Annotated in this window: 16 protein-coding genes; 10 read left to right on the top strand and 6 right to left on the bottom strand. The window is 46.6% G+C overall.

Annotation, left to right across the window (positions count from 1 at the left end; genetic code table 11):
- The first annotated feature begins 126 nt into the window (after nucleotides 1-126).
- Nucleotides 127-1,656, top strand: coding sequence for a threonine ammonia-lyase, biosynthetic (ilvA, locus tag THICY_RS05450; protein ID WP_013835613.1), 1,530 nt, complete (start codon nucleotides 127-129; stop codon nucleotides 1,654-1,656).
- Between the two features lie 40 nt (nucleotides 1,657-1,696).
- Here ilvA and THICY_RS05445 read toward each other — a convergent pair whose 3' ends face one another.
- Together THICY_RS05445 and THICY_RS05440 are read right to left on the bottom strand one after the other, a co-directional pair.
- The gene (locus THICY_RS05445; RefSeq protein WP_013835612.1) at nucleotides 1,697-4,171 is read right to left on the bottom strand and encodes an ABC transporter permease; all 2,475 of its coding nucleotides are present in this window, start codon (nucleotides 4,169-4,171) and stop codon (nucleotides 1,697-1,699) included.
- A complete protein-coding gene (locus tag THICY_RS05440; protein WP_013835611.1) occupies nucleotides 4,162-4,854 on the bottom strand; it encodes an ABC transporter ATP-binding protein in 693 nt (230 codons plus the stop codon). The genes THICY_RS05445 and THICY_RS05440 overlap by 10 nt, the downstream gene beginning before the upstream one ends.
- A 42-nt stretch (nucleotides 4,855-4,896) precedes the next feature.
- Between THICY_RS05440 and THICY_RS05435 the strand changes: the two genes are divergently transcribed.
- Entirely contained in the window at nucleotides 4,897-5,520 is a 624-nt protein-coding gene (locus THICY_RS05435) for an arylesterase (protein ID WP_013835610.1), read from the top strand.
- Here THICY_RS05435 and smpB read toward each other — a convergent pair.
- Nucleotides 5,509-5,988 carry an SsrA-binding protein SmpB gene (gene smpB, locus THICY_RS05430; protein WP_173358412.1) on the bottom strand — a complete coding sequence of 160 codons (480 nt, stop codon included), beginning with the start codon at nucleotides 5,986-5,988 and terminating at the stop codon, nucleotides 5,509-5,511. The two genes, THICY_RS05435 and smpB, sit on opposite strands and share 12 nt — an antisense overlap.
- A gap of 43 nt (nucleotides 5,989-6,031) precedes the next feature.
- On the opposite strand from smpB, the gene THICY_RS05425 reads away from it, so the two are divergent.
- Complete coding sequence (locus tag THICY_RS05425) at nucleotides 6,032-6,463, top strand: type II toxin-antitoxin system RatA family toxin (protein ID WP_013835608.1); 432 nt, start codon at nucleotides 6,032-6,034, stop codon at nucleotides 6,461-6,463.
- The gene (locus tag THICY_RS05420; protein WP_013835607.1) at nucleotides 6,456-6,749 is read left to right on the top strand and encodes an RnfH family protein; all 294 of its coding nucleotides are present in this window, start codon (nucleotides 6,456-6,458) and stop codon (nucleotides 6,747-6,749) included. Before THICY_RS05425 ends, THICY_RS05420 begins: the two co-directional genes overlap by 8 nt.
- Before the next feature lie 5 nt (nucleotides 6,750-6,754).
- Here the strand turns inward: THICY_RS05420 and THICY_RS05415 are convergent, their stop codons facing one another.
- Nucleotides 6,755-7,111 (bottom strand): outer membrane protein assembly factor BamE, encoded by a 357-nt coding sequence (locus THICY_RS05415; RefSeq protein WP_013835606.1) that lies wholly within the window; start codon nucleotides 7,109-7,111, stop codon nucleotides 6,755-6,757.
- Between the two features lie 178 nt (nucleotides 7,112-7,289).
- Between THICY_RS05415 and fur the strand changes: the two genes are divergently transcribed.
- Nucleotides 7,290-7,721 carry a ferric iron uptake transcriptional regulator gene (gene fur / locus THICY_RS05410; protein ID WP_013835605.1) on the top strand — a complete coding sequence of 144 codons (432 nt, stop codon included), beginning with the start codon at nucleotides 7,290-7,292 and terminating at the stop codon, nucleotides 7,719-7,721.
- A 9-nt stretch (nucleotides 7,722-7,730) separates the two neighbouring features.
- Here the strand turns inward: fur and recN are convergent, their stop codons facing one another.
- A complete protein-coding gene (recN, locus tag THICY_RS05405) occupies nucleotides 7,731-9,401 on the bottom strand; it encodes a DNA repair protein RecN (protein WP_013835604.1) in 1,671 nt (556 codons plus the stop codon).
- Nucleotides 9,401-10,276 carry an NAD(+) kinase gene (locus THICY_RS05400; protein WP_013835603.1) on the bottom strand — a complete coding sequence of 292 codons (876 nt, stop codon included), beginning with the start codon at nucleotides 10,274-10,276 and terminating at the stop codon, nucleotides 9,401-9,403. Before THICY_RS05400 ends, recN begins: the two co-directional genes overlap by 1 nt.
- A 187-nt stretch (nucleotides 10,277-10,463) precedes the next feature.
- On the opposite strand from THICY_RS05400, the gene grpE reads away from it, so the two are divergent.
- From grpE to carA, 5 genes are all read left to right on the top strand, one after another.
- On the top strand, nucleotides 10,464-11,036 hold the full coding sequence (grpE, locus tag THICY_RS05395; RefSeq protein ID WP_013835602.1) for a nucleotide exchange factor GrpE: 573 nt from the start codon (nucleotides 10,464-10,466) through the stop codon (nucleotides 11,034-11,036).
- Nucleotides 11,037-11,126: 90 nt separating this feature from the next.
- A complete protein-coding gene (gene dnaK / locus THICY_RS05390) occupies nucleotides 11,127-13,043 on the top strand; it encodes a molecular chaperone DnaK (RefSeq protein ID WP_013835601.1) in 1,917 nt (638 codons plus the stop codon).
- A gap of 154 nt (nucleotides 13,044-13,197) precedes the next feature.
- Complete coding sequence (gene dnaJ, locus THICY_RS05385; protein ID WP_013835600.1) at nucleotides 13,198-14,349, top strand: molecular chaperone DnaJ; 1,152 nt, start codon at nucleotides 13,198-13,200, stop codon at nucleotides 14,347-14,349.
- On the top strand, nucleotides 14,346-15,158 hold the full coding sequence (gene dapB, locus THICY_RS05380) for a 4-hydroxy-tetrahydrodipicolinate reductase (protein ID WP_013835599.1): 813 nt from the start codon (nucleotides 14,346-14,348) through the stop codon (nucleotides 15,156-15,158). The genes dnaJ and dapB overlap by 4 nt, the downstream gene beginning before the upstream one ends.
- A gap of 201 nt (nucleotides 15,159-15,359) precedes the next feature.
- Nucleotides 15,360-16,502, top strand: coding sequence for a glutamine-hydrolyzing carbamoyl-phosphate synthase small subunit (gene carA / locus THICY_RS05375; protein WP_013835598.1), 1,143 nt, complete (start codon nucleotides 15,360-15,362; stop codon nucleotides 16,500-16,502).
- The last annotated feature ends 1 nt before the right edge of the window (nucleotide 16,503 follow it).

Below are 16,503 nucleotides of genomic sequence, written 5' to 3'. Positions count from 1 at the left end.
AGCCAAGTTTTACCACAAGACTATTGAGAGAGTCTTGAGATGTGTTGCAAGGCTTTGTAAGCGATTGATTCTTTTAGCGGTGTTGGAATTGTTATAATGGCTTCTTTTTGGTTGGATGGAATCGCTATGGCTTTGCTTGAACAGGTGCTTAAAAATGCCCTTACCGTGCCCGTGTATGATGTGGCTGAAGAAACGCCGCTTGAATTAGCGCCTTTATTGTCGCAAAAGTTGCTTAACCAGGTCTGGTTAAAGCGCGAAGATTTACAGCCGGTGTTTTCATTCAAGTTGCGCGGAGCTTATGCCAAGATGGTTAAACTAACCCCGGCACAAAAAGCGGCCGGCGTGATAGCCGCTTCCGCCGGTAACCATGCGCAAGGTGTGGCTTTATCGGCGAAAAAAATGGGCATTAAGGCCATTATTGTGATGCCGCAAACGACGCCACCAATTAAAGTGAACGCGGTGAAACGCCTCGGTGCTGAGGTGGTTTTACACGGTGAAGCCTTTGATGAAGCCGCCGTTTATGCCAAACAACTCATGCGTGAGCAGGGCTTAACCTTTATTCACCCTTATGATGATGAAGATGTCATTGCCGGTCAGGGCACCATTGCGTTAGAAATTTTGCGCCAACACCCTACGCCGTTTGATGTGATGTTTGTGTGTGTCGGTGGCGGGGGATTAATTGCTGGTATTGCCGCCGTGCTGAAGAAAATTTGGCCCAAAACGCGTATTGTTGGGGTGGAAGCCGAAGATGCCGCGTCTATGACGCAAGCTTTAGCTGCAAAAGAGCGCGTGGTACTACCCCAGGTTGGTTTGTTTGCCGATGGCGCGGCGGTGGCTCAGGTGGGTGAGAAGCCGTTTGAAATTGCCCTGCACTGTGTCGATGAAATGATTACGGTGACTACCGACGAAATCTGTGCGGCGATTAAGGATGTGTTTGAAGATACTCGCGCTATTTCCGAACCGGCTGGTGCGTTAGCAGTTGCGGGTTTAAAGAAGTTTGTGCAGCAACGCGGCGTATCTAATTTAAGCTTGGGTGCGATTGTAAGTGGCGCCAATATGAATTTCGATCGTCTGCATCACATTGCGGAACGAACAGAGCTCGGCGAAAAACGCGAAGCCATTTTTGCAGTCAAAATTAAAGAAGAGCCGGGCAGCTTCAAGCGTTTTTGTGAGGACTTGGGGGCACAACGGGTGATTACCGAGTTTAACTACCGTTACGCAGATGACCAGGAAGCCCTAGTCTTTGTGGGGGTGAGAACCGCCGGTGGTTATGCCGAGCAACAACAGCTTGTTCAGCATTTACGCGAGCTGGGCTATGAAGTGGAAGATATGTCGGATAACGAGCTGGCAAAATTGCATTTGCGCCATTTAGTCGGTGGACGCGTACCTGGACTGATGGATGAAAAAGTCTATCGTTTTGAATTTCCCGAACGCCCTGGCGCGTTACTCAATTTCTTGAGTCGGATGAGTGTGGAGTGGAATATTAGTCTATTTCATTATCGTAATCACAGTGATGCCTTTGGGCGTGTTTTGGTTGGGGTGCAAGTGCCCGATCAGCATCATGCCGATTTTGAAGCTTATTTGGATTGTTTAAAATACCCCTATACTTCGGAACAAGATAACCCGGGTTACCGGTTGTTTTTAAGCTCAAAGTAAGCCGATAGCAGGCCTGCTAGTTGGTCTGTTAACTGACCTGCTAGTCAGCTTGCAAAGTCTGTAATAACTGCTTTGGTGTTTGGCGCAGGGGATGACGCTGGGTTAACCAGCCAATCAACAGCAGCAGTAGTGCACTGACAATAATCGCACTGAGCCAAATGAGCGGGTTAAAGCCCACCTGCAGTTCTAACCAGAAATGGGCAATTAAGCTACTCGCGACTTGGCCTAAACTGGCTGCAAATAAGCCCCCCAAAATACCAATTAACACAAATTCCGTTAAACCAATTTTGACAATGTCGGCTTGTTTGGCACCGAGCGTGCGCAACAGCAGCCAGGTCCGCAAGCGAGCCAGTTGGGTTGATTGGGTGGCGGTAAACACTACCACCAGACTGGCGACCAGGGTAAAGATATAAAGTAGCGTCACTGCCATCGCCGCCTGGCTCATAATGTCACGAATTTGTCGAATCATCGCGCGTGCATCAACCCACAATACCCCCGAGAATTGTTCGTTAATCGCTAAGCGTAAAGCGAGGGTGTCTGTTTCATCCAAATTCGATTGGAAATTGGTGATATAGGTAATCGGTAAAGGCTGATCCGTTGGTTCCAGGATAAAGAAAAAGTTCAGTCGAAAACTCTGCCAATCCACCTCACGGAAACTGCGCACTTGATACTGGAGTGTTTCGCCAATCAGGTCGAAGGTTAGAATATCACCCAACCGAATCCCAAACAGCGTCGCAATCTCGGCCTCGAGCGATACGCCAGGCAGCTCGGTTTGCCATAGGGTTGCCGGTAATTGTTCGGTGATACGATTGTATTCTGGCGGCGTGCCGAGTACCGCAATATTGGCTTCGCGCTCTAGTAATCGTTTGGCGCGCGGTTCTTCAAACTGACTGGCACGCATCGGTTGATCATTTTTAGCCATTAGTCGCCCCCGCACCATCGGCACTAGGTCGGCATCTAAACTCCGCTCTGCCAGTAACCCAGCGACCCCGGTTTGTTGGTCGGGTTGAATGTTCATTACAAATGTGTCGGGCATATCTGCTGGCAGTGTTGATTGCCAAGCATTCAGTAAATCATGACGTACAAACGACATGACTAACAGCACAAAAATAACTAATCCGATGGCGACTAATTGGGTGATAACCAGACCTGGTGATCGGGTCAGCCCAGCGATCGCAATGCGGAGCCAGCCTTGTGTCCAGGGTTGAATTTTCACCAAGCCCCATAACAGCAGGCCTGCTAATAACGCTAAAATCGCCCCGCCGATCATTAAACTGGGCATGGCCCAGATCAACAGTTGATTATTTAATAGCAGTGACATCAAAACAAATAGCAACAGCAGACTAATTAACAGGGCGGTCAGGGCATTTTTGGGGCTTAGGTCTTGGCGGAGTACGCTAAGCGGCGACACTTGCATGGCGCGATAAAAAGCCGGCCAGGTAAAGGTCCAAAGCGCAAGGGTGCCACTAAGCAAACCTAACAGTATGGCGGTGCCTGGGCTGGCTATCACCAGCGGGCTAAAATAGTTAGCTAATACAGGGGTGAGTAAATAAAACAGACTTAATCCTAGCGCAATTCCGACGCCGCTGGCAAATACCGCTAAGAAGGTGAGTTGTAGGGCAAAAAGAGCCATCAGATGGCGGCTGGTGGCACCAGTGGCCCGTAATAGGGCGAGGGTTGCTGTCCAGCGTTTTAGATAAAATTGGCTGGCAATCAAAATGGCTAGACCGGCAACTAATACGGTCGCTAGCGATGCTAGGTCTAAAAATAACCAAGCGGTATTAAGAGCGCGTTCGAGGTCGGGGGTTGGTGCACGGGCTTGCAATATTTGCCAATGCGGTTCGTCGGCTTCGATTAGCTGTAAATAGAGGTTCTCTAGGGTAGCGGCATTGCCACTAAACCCGATTTCAAAGGTGGCGCGACTGCCTGGCCCCAGTAAACCGAGTTCGGTGATTTGTTCGATGGGTAGAATAACTTGGGGGGCGAATTGGCTGAAAGTGGCTTGAAATACATCTTGGTCACTCAACCAATCCAGGGCGATAAAATCGCGGTTGCCGAGCGATATTTCATCGCCCAGATTTAAACCCAGCAGGCCTGCTAATTGCGGGTCAGCAAACACCGCGTTATCCCCTAATTCAGCGAGTTGGTGCTTATGTTCGGTGCGTAGTTGGCCACGTAATGGGAAGTTGGCTGACACGCCTCGAAGCATGACCATTTGAAACTGATCTTGGTGCAGTGCCATAGTGGTTAAGCTCAGGGTTTCACTGGTTTCTAGTTGGTTGTCGGCCGCCCAGTCTTGCCAAAGGGTATCAATGGGACGGGTTGAGCGAATCACCAGATCCGCCGATAAGGATTCGGCGGCCTTGCTGAGCATGCTTTTTTGCACGGTTTGTGCGACCTGTTCAACCAGGGTGACACTGGTGCTGGCAATAACCACCGCAATCCATAGCCACAACCAATCACCGCGTCGAATGCCACGCCAAAACCAACGCAAAGCCGTCGTAATTAACGGCATACTGTGTCCTCAATGAGTTGACCATGCTCTAAACGTACTTGCCGCTGACAGCGCGCAGCATAGTCGACATCATGGGTAACCAAGATTAAGGTGGTATGGTCTTGTAGTTGAAACAACAGATCTTGCACTTGATTGGCGGTGGTTTCGTCTAGGTTGCCGGTCGGTTCATCGGCAAACAAAATTTTGGGCTGAGTGACGAGGGCGCGGGCGATGGCGACGCGTTGTTGTTCGCCACCCGATAAAGATTGTGGGCGATGATGCAAGCGGTGCGATAGGCCAACGGATTCTAAGGCCGCTTCAGCGCGTTGTTTGGGTTGATCAAGATTAAACAATTCCAAGGGCATCATGACATTTTCTAACGCGGTTAAGCCCGACATCAGTTGAAAGTTTTGAAACACAAATCCGACCGATTGTGCGCGAACTTGGGCACGTTGATCTTCATTGAGTTGTGATAAATTGTGCGAGAGCAATTGCACATCACCCCGTGTGGCAGTATCTAAGCCCGCCATCAGCGCCAGCAAAGTCGATTTGCCAGAACCGGAACGCCCAACAATCGCCAGACTCTGTTGTGGCTCGACTTCTAGTTCACAGCCCTTTAAGATAGCCAAAGATGAAGCAGCAGAGGATACTTCGTAGTGAACATTGTGCAAGCGCAAAATAGGGTTAGTCGGATTGTGGGTCATGAGTTAATTACTCTTTATCGTCAGGTTAGGCGAACTTCGCAATTGATTGTATTGGGTGTGATGGCTTTTGCGTTGGTTGTGGCCAGTCAAACATCACAGGCGTCAACAACCTTGCTAGTGCTGGGTGATAGTTTAAGCGCGGCCTATGGTATTCCACAACAAGACGGCTGGGTGTTCTTATTAGACCAAAAACTCAGTCAACAGACTATGCAACAATTAAAAAACCTACGCGTGGTCAATGCGAGTCTAAGCGGTGAAACCACCTCGGGCGGTTTACAGCGATTACCAGGCCTGCTGTCTCAGCATCAACCCAGTTATGTCATTATTGAGCTGGGTGCGAATGATGCTTTACGCGGGCAAAACTTAGCGCAAACCCAGCAGAATCTCGCACAGATGATTGAAGTGAGTTTACAACAGGGTGCTAAGGTGAAATTGCTGGGAATCCGCTTGCCGCCCAATTATGGGCCAGCGTTTGATCGCCGCTTAGCGCAAATGTATCAGCAGTTATCAGAACAATATACTGTGCCACTGGATCCGTTTTTTTTAGCGGATGTGGCATTAAATCCCGCGTTAATGCTGGACGATGGATTGCACCCAAATGCCGCCGCACAACCACTTATTCTTGAGCGGTTATGGCCGCAGTTGCAGGCTTGGTTAACCGAATGATTTTAGGATGCGTTGTTTATCACGATTCCAATCGCGTTCTTTTTCAGTCGCGCGTTTATCGTGAAGCTTTTTACCTTTTGCAAGGCCGATGTCTATTTTTACCCGACCTTGATGCCAGTGTAGGTTTAGTGACACCACAGTATAACCTTTTTGATCGACCTGTCCCATCATACGATCAATCTGACGACGGTGCATTAAGAGTTTTCGGGTTCGCAGCGGATCGTGTGCTTGATGCGAAGAAGCCGTAATCAATGGCGTAATAAGGGCGCCAAATAACCAAGCTTCATTGTTTTTAAACAAAATGTAGCTTTCGTTGATTTGCACCTTGCCCGCGCGCAGGCTTTTGATTTCCCAGCCTTCCAGCACTAGGCCTGCCTCAAAGGTTTCTTCAATAAAATAATCGAAGCGCGCTTTCCGGTTTTCAGCGATGCGGTTTGAGTGGTTTTGTTTCTTTGCTTTTTTTGCCATAATGTCGCGCATTATAACGAAGTTTGCTCAAAAAAAGATGCCTATGAAAAAAATTTCCCGCACCGCCTTGTTAAATTATTCTGCCAAGCAAATGTATGACGTGGTTAATGATGTAGCTCGTTATCCCGAGTTTTTGCCTTGGTGTGGAGGTGCGCGCGTATTAATGGTTGATGAGCTTTCAATGCAAGCTGAGGTTACGATCGCCAAGCTGGGCATTAAGCAGGTCTTTAAAACCCAGAATCATTTGACGCCGAATCAGCGCATTGAAATGCGATTATTAGATGGGCCATTTAGTCATTTGCAGGGTGAGTGGACTTTTAAAGCGTTAGATGAGCAGGCATGCAAAATCAACTTTGAGATTGAGTTTGAAGTCAGTTCTGGTTTACTAAAGGTGGCGCTCAATAGTATTTTCGAGCAAATTGCCAATACCTTTGTCAGTAGTTTTGTAACACGAGCGGAGCAGATTTATGGATAATTTGGAGCAGAATACGGCCACCATACGTGTTGAGGTTGCCTATGCTTTACCAAATAAGCAGTCTTTGTATGTGCTCGAATTGCCGGAGGCAACGTCGGCGCTTGAGGCTGTAAAATCTAGTCCGTTACTTGACGATTACCCAGATGCGGTAATTGATCAGTTAGGAATTTTTAGCCGGCCGGTAGCGGTTAATACGCCATTACGAGATGGTGATAGAGTAGAAGTATACCGCCCTTTAAAAGTCGATCCTAAAGAGCGCAGGCGACAGGTTGCCGCTGATAATTAAACGTCTTAAAGCTTAATTTTACGACTTTCGGTTTCAATGACTTGCCAAGATTCTAAAAAGCCTTGATCATCAAATATCAATTGCAGTCGACCAGCCGCATCTGGGTGCAGGTTGCGATTACTGTTCGAATAAGTGTAGTCCCAAACATTAGGGCGAAAGGGGTGTTGGCCATAGTTAGGCCCTAATAAACTCCGGACTTGTTGCTGACTTAAGCCTACTTGTAGTTCCTCTAGCATAGCCTGTTCGATCACTACGCCTTGAGCAATGGGTGCTTTGAAGGGTTTAATGCCACCACAACCGCTTAGAAACAGGCTGAGTAATGTAATCCAGCTTAGATGGAGCAGTGGAGCTTTTACCGTCATAATCTTTCCTATATGTGCGTCTTTTACGCTTTACTAAATTAAACTTTGCTATTAAAATTTGAATTTTGATTGATTTTTAAATGGTGTTGAGCGCATTTTTTTCGTTATTATAGTCAAAAGTTGTTCATTCTAGCCATTACTTTAAAATAATAACAAATCTCATAAGTGGAGTCTTTAAATGAGCGGTCATGAATTAAAACGGGTTGGCTTAAAAGTGACCTTGCCCCGCCTAAAAATACTACAGATTTTAGAGTCATCTGGTGATCAACATCATTTGACCGCAGAAGATGTCTATAAGATTTTGATTGAGCAAGGTGAAGAAGTTGGCTTAGCAACTGTTTATCGTGTGTTAACGCAGTTCGAACAAGCAGGTATTGTTCGTCGTCTAAATTTTGAAAACAATATTTCTATTTTCGAATTAGATACTGGAGATAACCACGATCATCTTGTCTGCTTGAAGTCCGGGTTTGTAAAAGAGTTTGTTGACCCAATTATTGAGGATCGTATTCGAGATATTGCCAAAGAAAATGGCTATAACCTTTCGAATCACAACTTAGTTATCTATGGCACACTTGAGTCTGAAACCAGTAAAGACGAGCGCGGTCGTTAGCAGAAAAAGTTAAAACTGATTGGCCTGTTCGAGTAGTTCATTTGCCAGGCCAATGGTTTGCTCGGTAATCTCAATACCCCCAATCATCCTTGCAATTTCCTTCACTCTAATGTCTTTATCTAAAGGTCGAACTTCGGTTATGGTTTCATTGTACTGGCTTTGTTTGGCGACCTTGAAGTGCTGGTTGCCATAGCTTGCGACTTGACCAAGATGGGTGACCGCAAAGACTTGGCGTTGGTGTCCTAGGGTGCGCATTTTTTGACCGACGATTTCGGCCACAGCGCCACCAATACCTACGTCCACCTCGTCAAATATTAACGTAGCAGTCTGACTGATTTGCGCACAAGCGACCTGGATCGCAAGGCTAATCCGTGACAACTCACCGCCAGAAGCAATTTTTTGCAAAGGCTGTGCCGGCTGACCTGGGTTGGTTTGAATCAGAAACTCAATTTTATCTTGTCCGTAAAAATTAACTTCGATCGGTGTGATAGCGACTTCAAAGCGTCCAGCGGCCATGCCCAACGCTTGCATAGCTGTGGTGATACTAGTATTAAGTTGCTTGGCTGTCGTCTGTCTTGCCTCTGTGAGTCGGCTACATGCCTTGAGAAGTGCGGTATGAGCTTCTGCGATGTCTTGTTCCAACGCCAACTGATGCTCGTCTTGGTGGGTTAGGCTGTGGCGTTGCTCGCCAAGTTGTTGATAAAAGTCAGCAAGCGTATCCGGGGTAAGATGATATTTTTTTGCAAGCGCGTGCAGTTGTCCAAGACGGCTATCGACTTCATCGAGTCGGTAGGGGTCTAGTTCAATGTTATCACTGTAATGATACAGCTCATTAGCGATTTCTTGTAGCTCGATTAATAGGCTTTCCAAACGCAGTTGTTGTTGGGCAAGCGCGGGACTGTAGGTCACGGCTCGAGTGATCTCACCCAGCGCTTTGCTGATGTGACTGGCGGCACTGCTTTCGCCATCGAGTTGCTCATAGGTTTGTAAACCGGCGGTTTTAATGTCATTAGCATGGGCTAATGTGCGTTGTTCTTCAGACAGTTGATCAAATTCGCCGCTAAGTGGTTTGATTTTGTCAAATTCCTGAAATTTAAATTCGAGTAATTCTAATTTGGCCTGTGCGTCTTGCTGTGCCGCTTGCAATGCCCGTAGCTGTTGGGTTAGGCTTTGCCAGGTTTTAAAAGCTTGTTTGACTTGGTAGGCTAGGGGTTGGAGTTGGCCAAACCTGTCAAGGAGTTCGCGTTGCGTGTCTAGGTTAACCAGTGCCTGATGTTGATGTTGACCATGAATCACAATTAATTGTTGCCCTAGCTCTTTTAATTTACCCAAGGTTGTTGGGCGACCATTAATGTAGGCTTTGGAGCGGCCATCGGCATTGACACTGCGCTGGATGATACAAGTCGCTGCGTGATGGGCGTCTTCTAAATCGTTGTTTTGAAGCCAGGCCTGCTGCTCGGGTGCATGAGCTAAGTCAAACTCAGCCGTAACTGTTGCCTTGGTTTTACCATGTCTGACTAAGTTAGAATCCGCCCGTTCACCGAGTACCAGTCCCAAGCCGTCAAGTAAAATCGATTTACCCGCGCCTGTTTCTCCGGTTAAGACGGTAAGTCCGGGTTTAAATTGCAGTTCGAGCTGGGTAATGAGTGCGAGGTTTTGAATGTGTAAAAAAGACAGCATTATAGTTTTTCACCCCAATGAAGTTTGGCGCGTAGTAATTGGAAATAGTCATGCCCGCAAGGATGGATGAGTTTTATAAAATGTCGATGCCTTTTGACTTGCGTACGATGACGTGCATTAATTTCAAAAGTAATTTGGCCATCACAAGTAATTCGCGCAATACCATTGCAGTTTTCATGGGCGCGAAGTTCAATTTGGCTATCACCATCGACCACAAATGGGCGGTTACTCATAGTATGCGGGTTAATTGAAACCAGGGTCAGTACATTTAGACTGGGATCAACAATTGGCCCACCAGCTGATAGCGCATAAGCCGTTGAGCCGGTTGGTGTGGCAATAATCATGCCGTCAGAGCGTTGGCTTTTTAGGAAGCGACCATTGATGAAAGTTTCAAATTCAATCATCTTAGGTGCATCTGGCTTATGAATGACGACATCGTTAAAAGCTAAATGCTCAAAGACAGGTTCATCCTGATCATAGATAGTCACGCTAAGTAGGTTGCGTTCTTCGCAATCATAGGTGCCATTTAAAACATCTTCCATAGTGTTAAGCATCAATTCCGGTGATACGTCTGCCAAGAACCCCAAACGCCCAAGGTTGACGCCTAAAATCGGTTTTTGCTGGTCTACAACAAAACGTGCCACATCTAAAAAAGTACCATCGCCCCCGACGACAATCGCTATATCAAACTGCCCTATCATTTCATCGCGATTCAGTAATGGGACACCATAGCGTTCCACGGGAAAGTCTTGACAGGAGATTTGGTCAAGGACAACCTGTTTGTTACGGTCCTGAAAAAACTTGATCAATTTGTCAATGCTTTTCCAGGATTGAAATCCGTTGTATTTACCAAAAATAGCAATTCGATCAAACATGAAAAGACCTGTTATTAGCGTGATGATTTTAAAATTATGAAGTTGATTATAGCCCAAATTTTAGTGCTATTAAGACGTAAAATTTTTGTCTAGCCATCGAAAATAAGTTGATTGACTACTTGAAAGTTTAAAAACTGCCCCCACTATTTTGGCAATGATTCATTGATATTACCTTTAGGAGACATGCATGCAGAACGCAGAAAATATGACAGACACCAGTCGCGACCTTGATGATACTGATCTTAATCAACAAACGGAGCAATCAGATGCTGCGTCATCAACAGAGCAGGTGGAAGATTTCGATCCCATGGCGGAATTAGCAGCGGTACAACAACAGGCCGCTCAGCATTGGGACAGTCTGTTGCGTTTGCAAGCCGAGATGGAGAACTTGCGTCGTCGATCTCGTATTGATGTAGAAAATGCGCATAAATATGGTGTTGAGAAACTGCTTCATGCTCTGGTGCCAGTTGCTGATAGCTTGGAGTTTGGTTTAGAAGCCGCGACCAAGCCAGAGGCGTCGTTAGATTCGATTCGTGAAGGTGTTGAGATGACCTTCAAGCAGTTTTTAGATGTGTTAGCAGACTTTAATGTTGAACGAATTAATCCGGCTGGTGAAAAATTTGATCCACAAAAGCATGAGGCGATGACGATGATTCCATCGCCCGACCATGAGAGTAATAGTGTGGTTGAGGTGTTTCAGAAGGGCTATGCGCTTAACGAACGTTTGATCAGACCAGCACGCGTCATAGTTGCCCAGTAAAAATTTGCTTTAACGGGCTTGAATAAAACCAGACAAGACCTATTAAGTTACTAAGTTATTAAAGATTTAATTGAATTTGGAGAAAGTAAGATGTCAAAAATTATTGGTATAGATTTAGGAACCACTAACTCATGTGTAGCGGTTATGGAAGGTAATGATGTTAAAGTCATTCCTAATGCTGAGGGTGCACGTACTACACCTTCCATTGTGGCGTATGCTAACGATGGTGAGGTATTGGTCGGCGATTCGGCTAAGCGTCAAGCGGTGACTAACCCAAAAAACACCTTGTTTGCAATCAAGCGTCTGATTGGCCGCCGCTTTGAAGACAAAGAAGTGAAAAAAGACATCGGTATGGTGCCTTATGCCATTGTGGCTGCAGACAACGGTGATGCGTGGGTGGATGTCGATGGTAAGAAAATGTCACCACAAGAAGTATCGGCTCGTACACTGCAAAAAATGAAGAAAACCGCTGAGGACTATCTAGGGCATGAAGTTACCGAAGCGGTTATTACAGTGCCGGCTTATTTTAACGATGCCCAGCGTCAAGCGACCAAGGATGCCGGTAAAATTGCTGGTCTGGAAGTAAAACGTATCATTAACGAGCCAACGGCAGCCGCGCTGGCCTATGGTATGGACAAAGCGAAAGGCGACAGCAAAATCGCGGTCTATGATCTTGGTGGTGGTACCTTCGATATTTCAATTATCGAGGTGGCTGACCTGGACGGTGAAAAGCAAGTTGAAGTGTTATCAACTAACGGAGATACCTTCCTAGGTGGTGAAGACTTTGATAAGCAAATCATGGACTATTTGGTTGCTGAGTTTAAAAAAGAGCAGGGTGTTGATTTAACCAATGATCCATTGGCGCTACAGCGTTTGCGCGAAGCGGCGGAAAAAGCCAAGATTGAATTATCATCGCGTGAGCAAACAGACATTAACCTGCCCTATATTACAGCGGATGCCTCTGGTCCTAAGCACATGAATATTAAGATCACCCGTGCGAAATTTGAGTCTTTGGTAGAAGATTTAGTGACCCGCTCGATTGAGCCTTGCAAGATTGCGTTAAAAGATGCCGGTCTATCAGCATCAGAAATCGACGATGTGATTTTAGTGGGTGGTTCAACCCGTGTGCCTATGGTGCAAGCACGTGTTAAAGAATTCTTTGGCAAAGAACCACGTCGTGATGTAAATCCTGATGAAGCGGTTGCAATGGGGGCTGCGATTCAGGGCGGTGTCTTGTCTGGTGATGTAAAAGATGTGTTGTTGTTAGACGTATCGCCTTTGTCATTGGGTATTGAAACCATGGGCGGTGTTATGACCAAGTTGATTGAGAAAAACACCACGATTCCAACGCGTAAATCGCAGGTTTTTTCAACGGCTGAAGACAATCAAACCGCAGTCACCATTCATGTGTTACAAGGTGAGCGTGAAATGGCGACCGGTAACAAGTCATTGGGGCAGTTTAATTTGGAAGACATTCCGCCGGCACAGCGCGGTATGCCACAAATTGAAGTAACTTTTGATATTGATGCTAACGGTATTTTGAATGTTTCAGCGAAAGATAAGGCCACCGGCAAAGAGCAAACGATTACGATTAAAGCATCTTCGGGTTTATCGGATGAAGAAGTTGAGCGCATGGTGAAAGATGCCGAAGCTCACGCGGAAGAAGATCGCAAGATGAAAGAGTTGGTGGAAACACGCAACCAAGCCGATGCGATGATTCACGCAACGCGTAAAGCGATGGCCGATGCCGGTGATGATCTTGAAGTGTCTGAGAAAGAATCGATTGAAGCGGCAATCAAGGATGTCGAAGAAGCGATGAAGGGCGATGACAAGGCAAAAATCGATGAGACGGTTCAAGCTTTAGCTGCGGCATCACAAAAAATGACTGAAAAAATGATGGCGAAGCAACAGCAGCAAGCGGGTGGCGAGAGTGAAAACTCATCAAGCGCGCAGCAAGATGATATTGTTGACGCCGAATTTGAAGAAGTTGACGATAGCAAAAAATAACTTAGCTTAGCCTTGCTTATTTTATAATGCGTGACAACCGACAACGGCTCTTATGAGCCGTTGTTTTTTAACCATAAGTTAATTGGTTGAATAGATGGTTAACGTCTATTGAACCTATTGACTTAACAAGCCTAATTGCAAGAAGATCGAGATTATGAGCAAACGAGATTACTACGAAATATTGGCCGTGGCCCGTAATGCCACCGAGCAAGACATTAAAAAAGCCTATCGTAAGCTGGCCATGAAGTATCATCCGGATCGCAATCCTGATGACCCGGATGCCGATACTAAATTCAAAGACGCGACGGAGGCGTATGAGGTTTTAAGCGATCAGCAGAAGCGTGCCGCCTATGATCAATTTGGTCATGCTGGGGTACAGGGTGGTGCTCAAGGCGGTGGTTATGGTGGTGCTGGTTTTGGTGATGCCTTTAGCGATATTTTTGGCGACATCTTTGGCGGTGGCGGTTTCGGCCGTCGGGGTCCACGCGCCGGTGATGATATGCAATATGACCTAGAAATCACCCTAGAGCAGGCTGTTAATGGTACTGAAGTAGATATCCGGATTCCTTATGAAGATAATTGCGATGCGTGTGGTGGTTCGGGGGCAGAACCGGGCACTACCGCTCAGACCTGTCACACCTGTGGTGGTGAGGGACAGGTTCGCATTCAGCAAGGTTTTTTCTCAGTAGCTCGCACCTGTCCGACCTGTCATGGCCGTGGCAAGATTATCAAGTCACCCTGTAAAAAATGTCAAGGTGAGGGTATAGTCACTAAACATAAAACCTTGTCGGTTAAGATTCCTGCCGGTGTTGATAGTGGCGATCGGATTCGTCTTCAAGGAGAAGGTGGCATGGGAGAGCCCGGTGCGCCGCGGGGTAATCTTTATGTACGCGTTCGAGTTAAGCGTCACACGATTTTCCAGCGTGATGGTGACTCCCTGTTCTGTGCGATGCCTTTGTCTTTTGCAACCGCAACCCTTGGTGGCGAGATTGAAGTGCCGAGTTTGAGTGGAAAAACGCGTTTAAAAATTCCAGCGGGAACCCAGTCAGGGCAACGTTTTAAGCTAGCCGGGAAGGGGGTGAAGTCAGTACGTTCAAGTCGTGTGGGTGACTTAATTTGCGAAGTCAGTATTGAAACACCGGTAAAATTGACCAATGAGCAAAAAGCGCTGTTAAAAGCTTTTGATGATAGTTTGCATGGCAAGCAGGCCGAGCATAGCCCGAAATCACATTCATTTTTTGATGCCGTCAAAGCTTTTTTTACCAGCGATGATGAGGCTGAGACGCAGAAAAAGGATAAAAAATGAGTCAGTTTAATCGGATAGCCATTTTAGGTGCTTCAGGTCGTATGGGTAAATACCTGCTAGAGGCGATATTGGTTGAACCAGGCCTGGTGCTTGGCGCGGCTGTCGAACGCCCCGGTTCGTCTTTGGTGGGGGTTGATGCGGGTGATTTAATTGGTGCCGGTCCACAAGGTGTTAAGGTGGTTGATCACCTAGCCGATGTCGTTGATGACTTTGATATTCTGATTGATTTCACTCGCCCAGAGGTTACCTTGCAAGCGCTGAGTTTGTGTGTCCAAGCGAATAAACGGATGGTGATTGGTACGACGGGATTTGATCAAGCCGGCCTGGCTGCGCTTGATGAAGCATCTTCAAAAATACCCCTGGTGTTTGCACCCAATATGAGTGTTGGTGTGACCCTAACTTTAAAGTTGCTAAAAATGGCGGCCGAAGTGCTTAATGACGGTTTTGATATTGAAGTTATAGAAGCGCATCATCGCCATAAAATCGATGCTCCTTCTGGAACGGCTCTACGTATGGCGGAAGTGGTTGCTGACACGCTTGGTCGCGACCTAAAAACCTGTGCGGTGTATGGTCGTGAAGGCAATACGGGTGAACGTGACCCAAATACGATTGGTTTTGCTACCGTGCGCGCAGGTGACATCGTCGGTGATCATACCGTAATGTTTGCTGGCATTGGCGAGCGTGTTGAGATTACCCATAAAGCTTCAAGTCGGATGACCTTTGCTAAGGGAGCGGTTAGGGCCTGTGGTTGGTTAGCAGAGCGACCAAACGGGCTGTATGATATGCAAGATGTGTTAGGTCTGCGATAGTTTTTGGAATAAGTGTGGATTTCAACTAGACTTGTTAGGCCTTATCGATTAAAATTCGCCCAATTTAAAATTGATTTTATGACTAAAAATAAAAGGTTGGCATGAAGTCATCTTACAGACATTATTTAGGACGGAGTTGACCCTTAATTGGGGGTTAACTCCGTTTTTTTATAAGCAAATTTAGACTTTTTGGGGCAAAACATGGAAGCATCAGCGTTACTGGCACTAGCCGATGGCACGCTCTTTTGGGGTCGAGCTATTGGCGCTCAAGGTGAATGTGTGGGAGAGGTGGTTTTTAATACCTCAATGACAGGTTATCAAGAAATCTTAACAGACCCTTCTTACTATAAACAAATCGTAACCTTAACCTACCCACACATTGGCAATGTTGGTGTTAATGATGATGATAGAGAGTCGCCCAATATTATGGCGCAGGGCTTGGTTGTAAGGGACTGCCCTCGAGTGATGAGTAATTTTCGGGCAACGCAGAGCTTGCCTGATTATTTAAAAGCTCAAAATGTTGTCGCTATTGCGGATATTGATACCCGAAAATTGACGCGTCTTCTGCGTGAAAAAGGTGCACAAAGTGGCGTTATTGTAGCTGGTGTGCAAATTGATGCTGCTGCTGCCGTAGCAAAAGCACAGGCCTTTGCAGGTTTAAACGGTATGGACCTAGCTAAAGAAGTTACGGTCAGTAAGGCCTATACCTGGCATGAAGGTACCTGGCAATTAGGTGAGGGGCACGTTGATCGTTCGGCGCAAGCAACCCGACATGTTGTGGCTTTTGATTATGGTATTAAGCGTAATATTTTAAGGATGCTGGCTGATCGTGGTTGTCGTTTAACGGTAGTTCCAGCACAAACTTCAGCCGCTGAGGTGTTAGCTATGAACCCAGACGGCGTGTTTTTATCTAACGGACCTGGTGATCCCGCGCCTTGCGATTATGCTATTGAGGCTGTTCGTGAGATTTTAGCGGCTAAAGTACCGGTATTTGGTATTTGCCTAGGACATCAGTTATTAGCCTTAGCGGCGGGTGCGAAAACGCTAAAAATGAAGTTTGGTCATCATGGTGGCAATCACCCCGTTCAAGAGCTAGAGACTGGACGGGTAATGATTACCTCTCAAAACCATGGTTTTGCGGTTGATCCCGCAACTCTGCCTGCGCACGTTAAAGTGACCCATAATTCATTGTTTGATGGTTCATTACAAGGTATTACCTTGACAGACAGACCTGCGTTCAGTTTCCAAGGTCACCCAGAAGCGAGTCCGGGGCCACATGATTTAGCGCCATTGTTTGACCAATTTATTGTCCAGATTAATCAGTATCGTTCGGCCTCAGCGTAAA

This window comes from Thiomicrospira cyclica ALM1, assembly GCF_000214825.1.
GTDB classification, from domain to species: Bacteria; Pseudomonadota; Gammaproteobacteria; order Thiomicrospirales; family Thiomicrospiraceae; genus Thiomicrospira; species Thiomicrospira cyclica.
The sequence above is the reverse complement of the archived record's forward strand: the minus strand, read 5'-3'. Positions and strand labels throughout refer to the sequence as shown.

Coding starts and splice junctions, on each gene's coding strand:
- dnaK (WP_013835601.1), top strand. CDS start 11,127: ATGTCAAAAATTATTGGTATAGATTTAGGAACCACTAACTCATGTGTA.
- smpB (WP_173358412.1), bottom strand. CDS start 5,988: ATGGCAAAAAAAGCAAAGAAACAAAACCACTCAAACCGCATCGCTGAA.
- THICY_RS05445 (WP_013835612.1), bottom strand. CDS start 4,171: ATGCCGTTAATTACGACGGCTTTGCGTTGGTTTTGGCGTGGCATTCGA.
- fur (WP_013835605.1), top strand. CDS start 7,290: ATGAGCGGTCATGAATTAAAACGGGTTGGCTTAAAAGTGACCTTGCCC.
- grpE (WP_013835602.1), top strand. CDS start 10,464: ATGCAGAACGCAGAAAATATGACAGACACCAGTCGCGACCTTGATGAT.
- THICY_RS05415 (WP_013835606.1), bottom strand. CDS start 7,111: ATGACGGTAAAAGCTCCACTGCTCCATCTAAGCTGGATTACATTACTC.
- THICY_RS05440 (WP_013835611.1), bottom strand. CDS start 4,854: ATGACCCACAATCCGACTAACCCTATTTTGCGCTTGCACAATGTTCAC.
- carA (WP_013835598.1), top strand. CDS start 15,360: ATGGAAGCATCAGCGTTACTGGCACTAGCCGATGGCACGCTCTTTTGG.
- recN (WP_013835604.1), bottom strand. CDS start 9,401: ATGCTGTCTTTTTTACACATTCAAAACCTCGCACTCATTACCCAGCTC.
- THICY_RS05400 (WP_013835603.1), bottom strand. CDS start 10,276: ATGTTTGATCGAATTGCTATTTTTGGTAAATACAACGGATTTCAATCC.
- THICY_RS05420 (WP_013835607.1), top strand. CDS start 6,456: ATGGATAATTTGGAGCAGAATACGGCCACCATACGTGTTGAGGTTGCC.
- THICY_RS05425 (WP_013835608.1), top strand. CDS start 6,032: ATGAAAAAAATTTCCCGCACCGCCTTGTTAAATTATTCTGCCAAGCAA.
- dnaJ (WP_013835600.1), top strand. CDS start 13,198: ATGAGCAAACGAGATTACTACGAAATATTGGCCGTGGCCCGTAATGCC.
- ilvA (WP_013835613.1), top strand. CDS start 127: ATGGCTTTGCTTGAACAGGTGCTTAAAAATGCCCTTACCGTGCCCGTG.
- dapB (WP_013835599.1), top strand. CDS start 14,346: ATGAGTCAGTTTAATCGGATAGCCATTTTAGGTGCTTCAGGTCGTATG.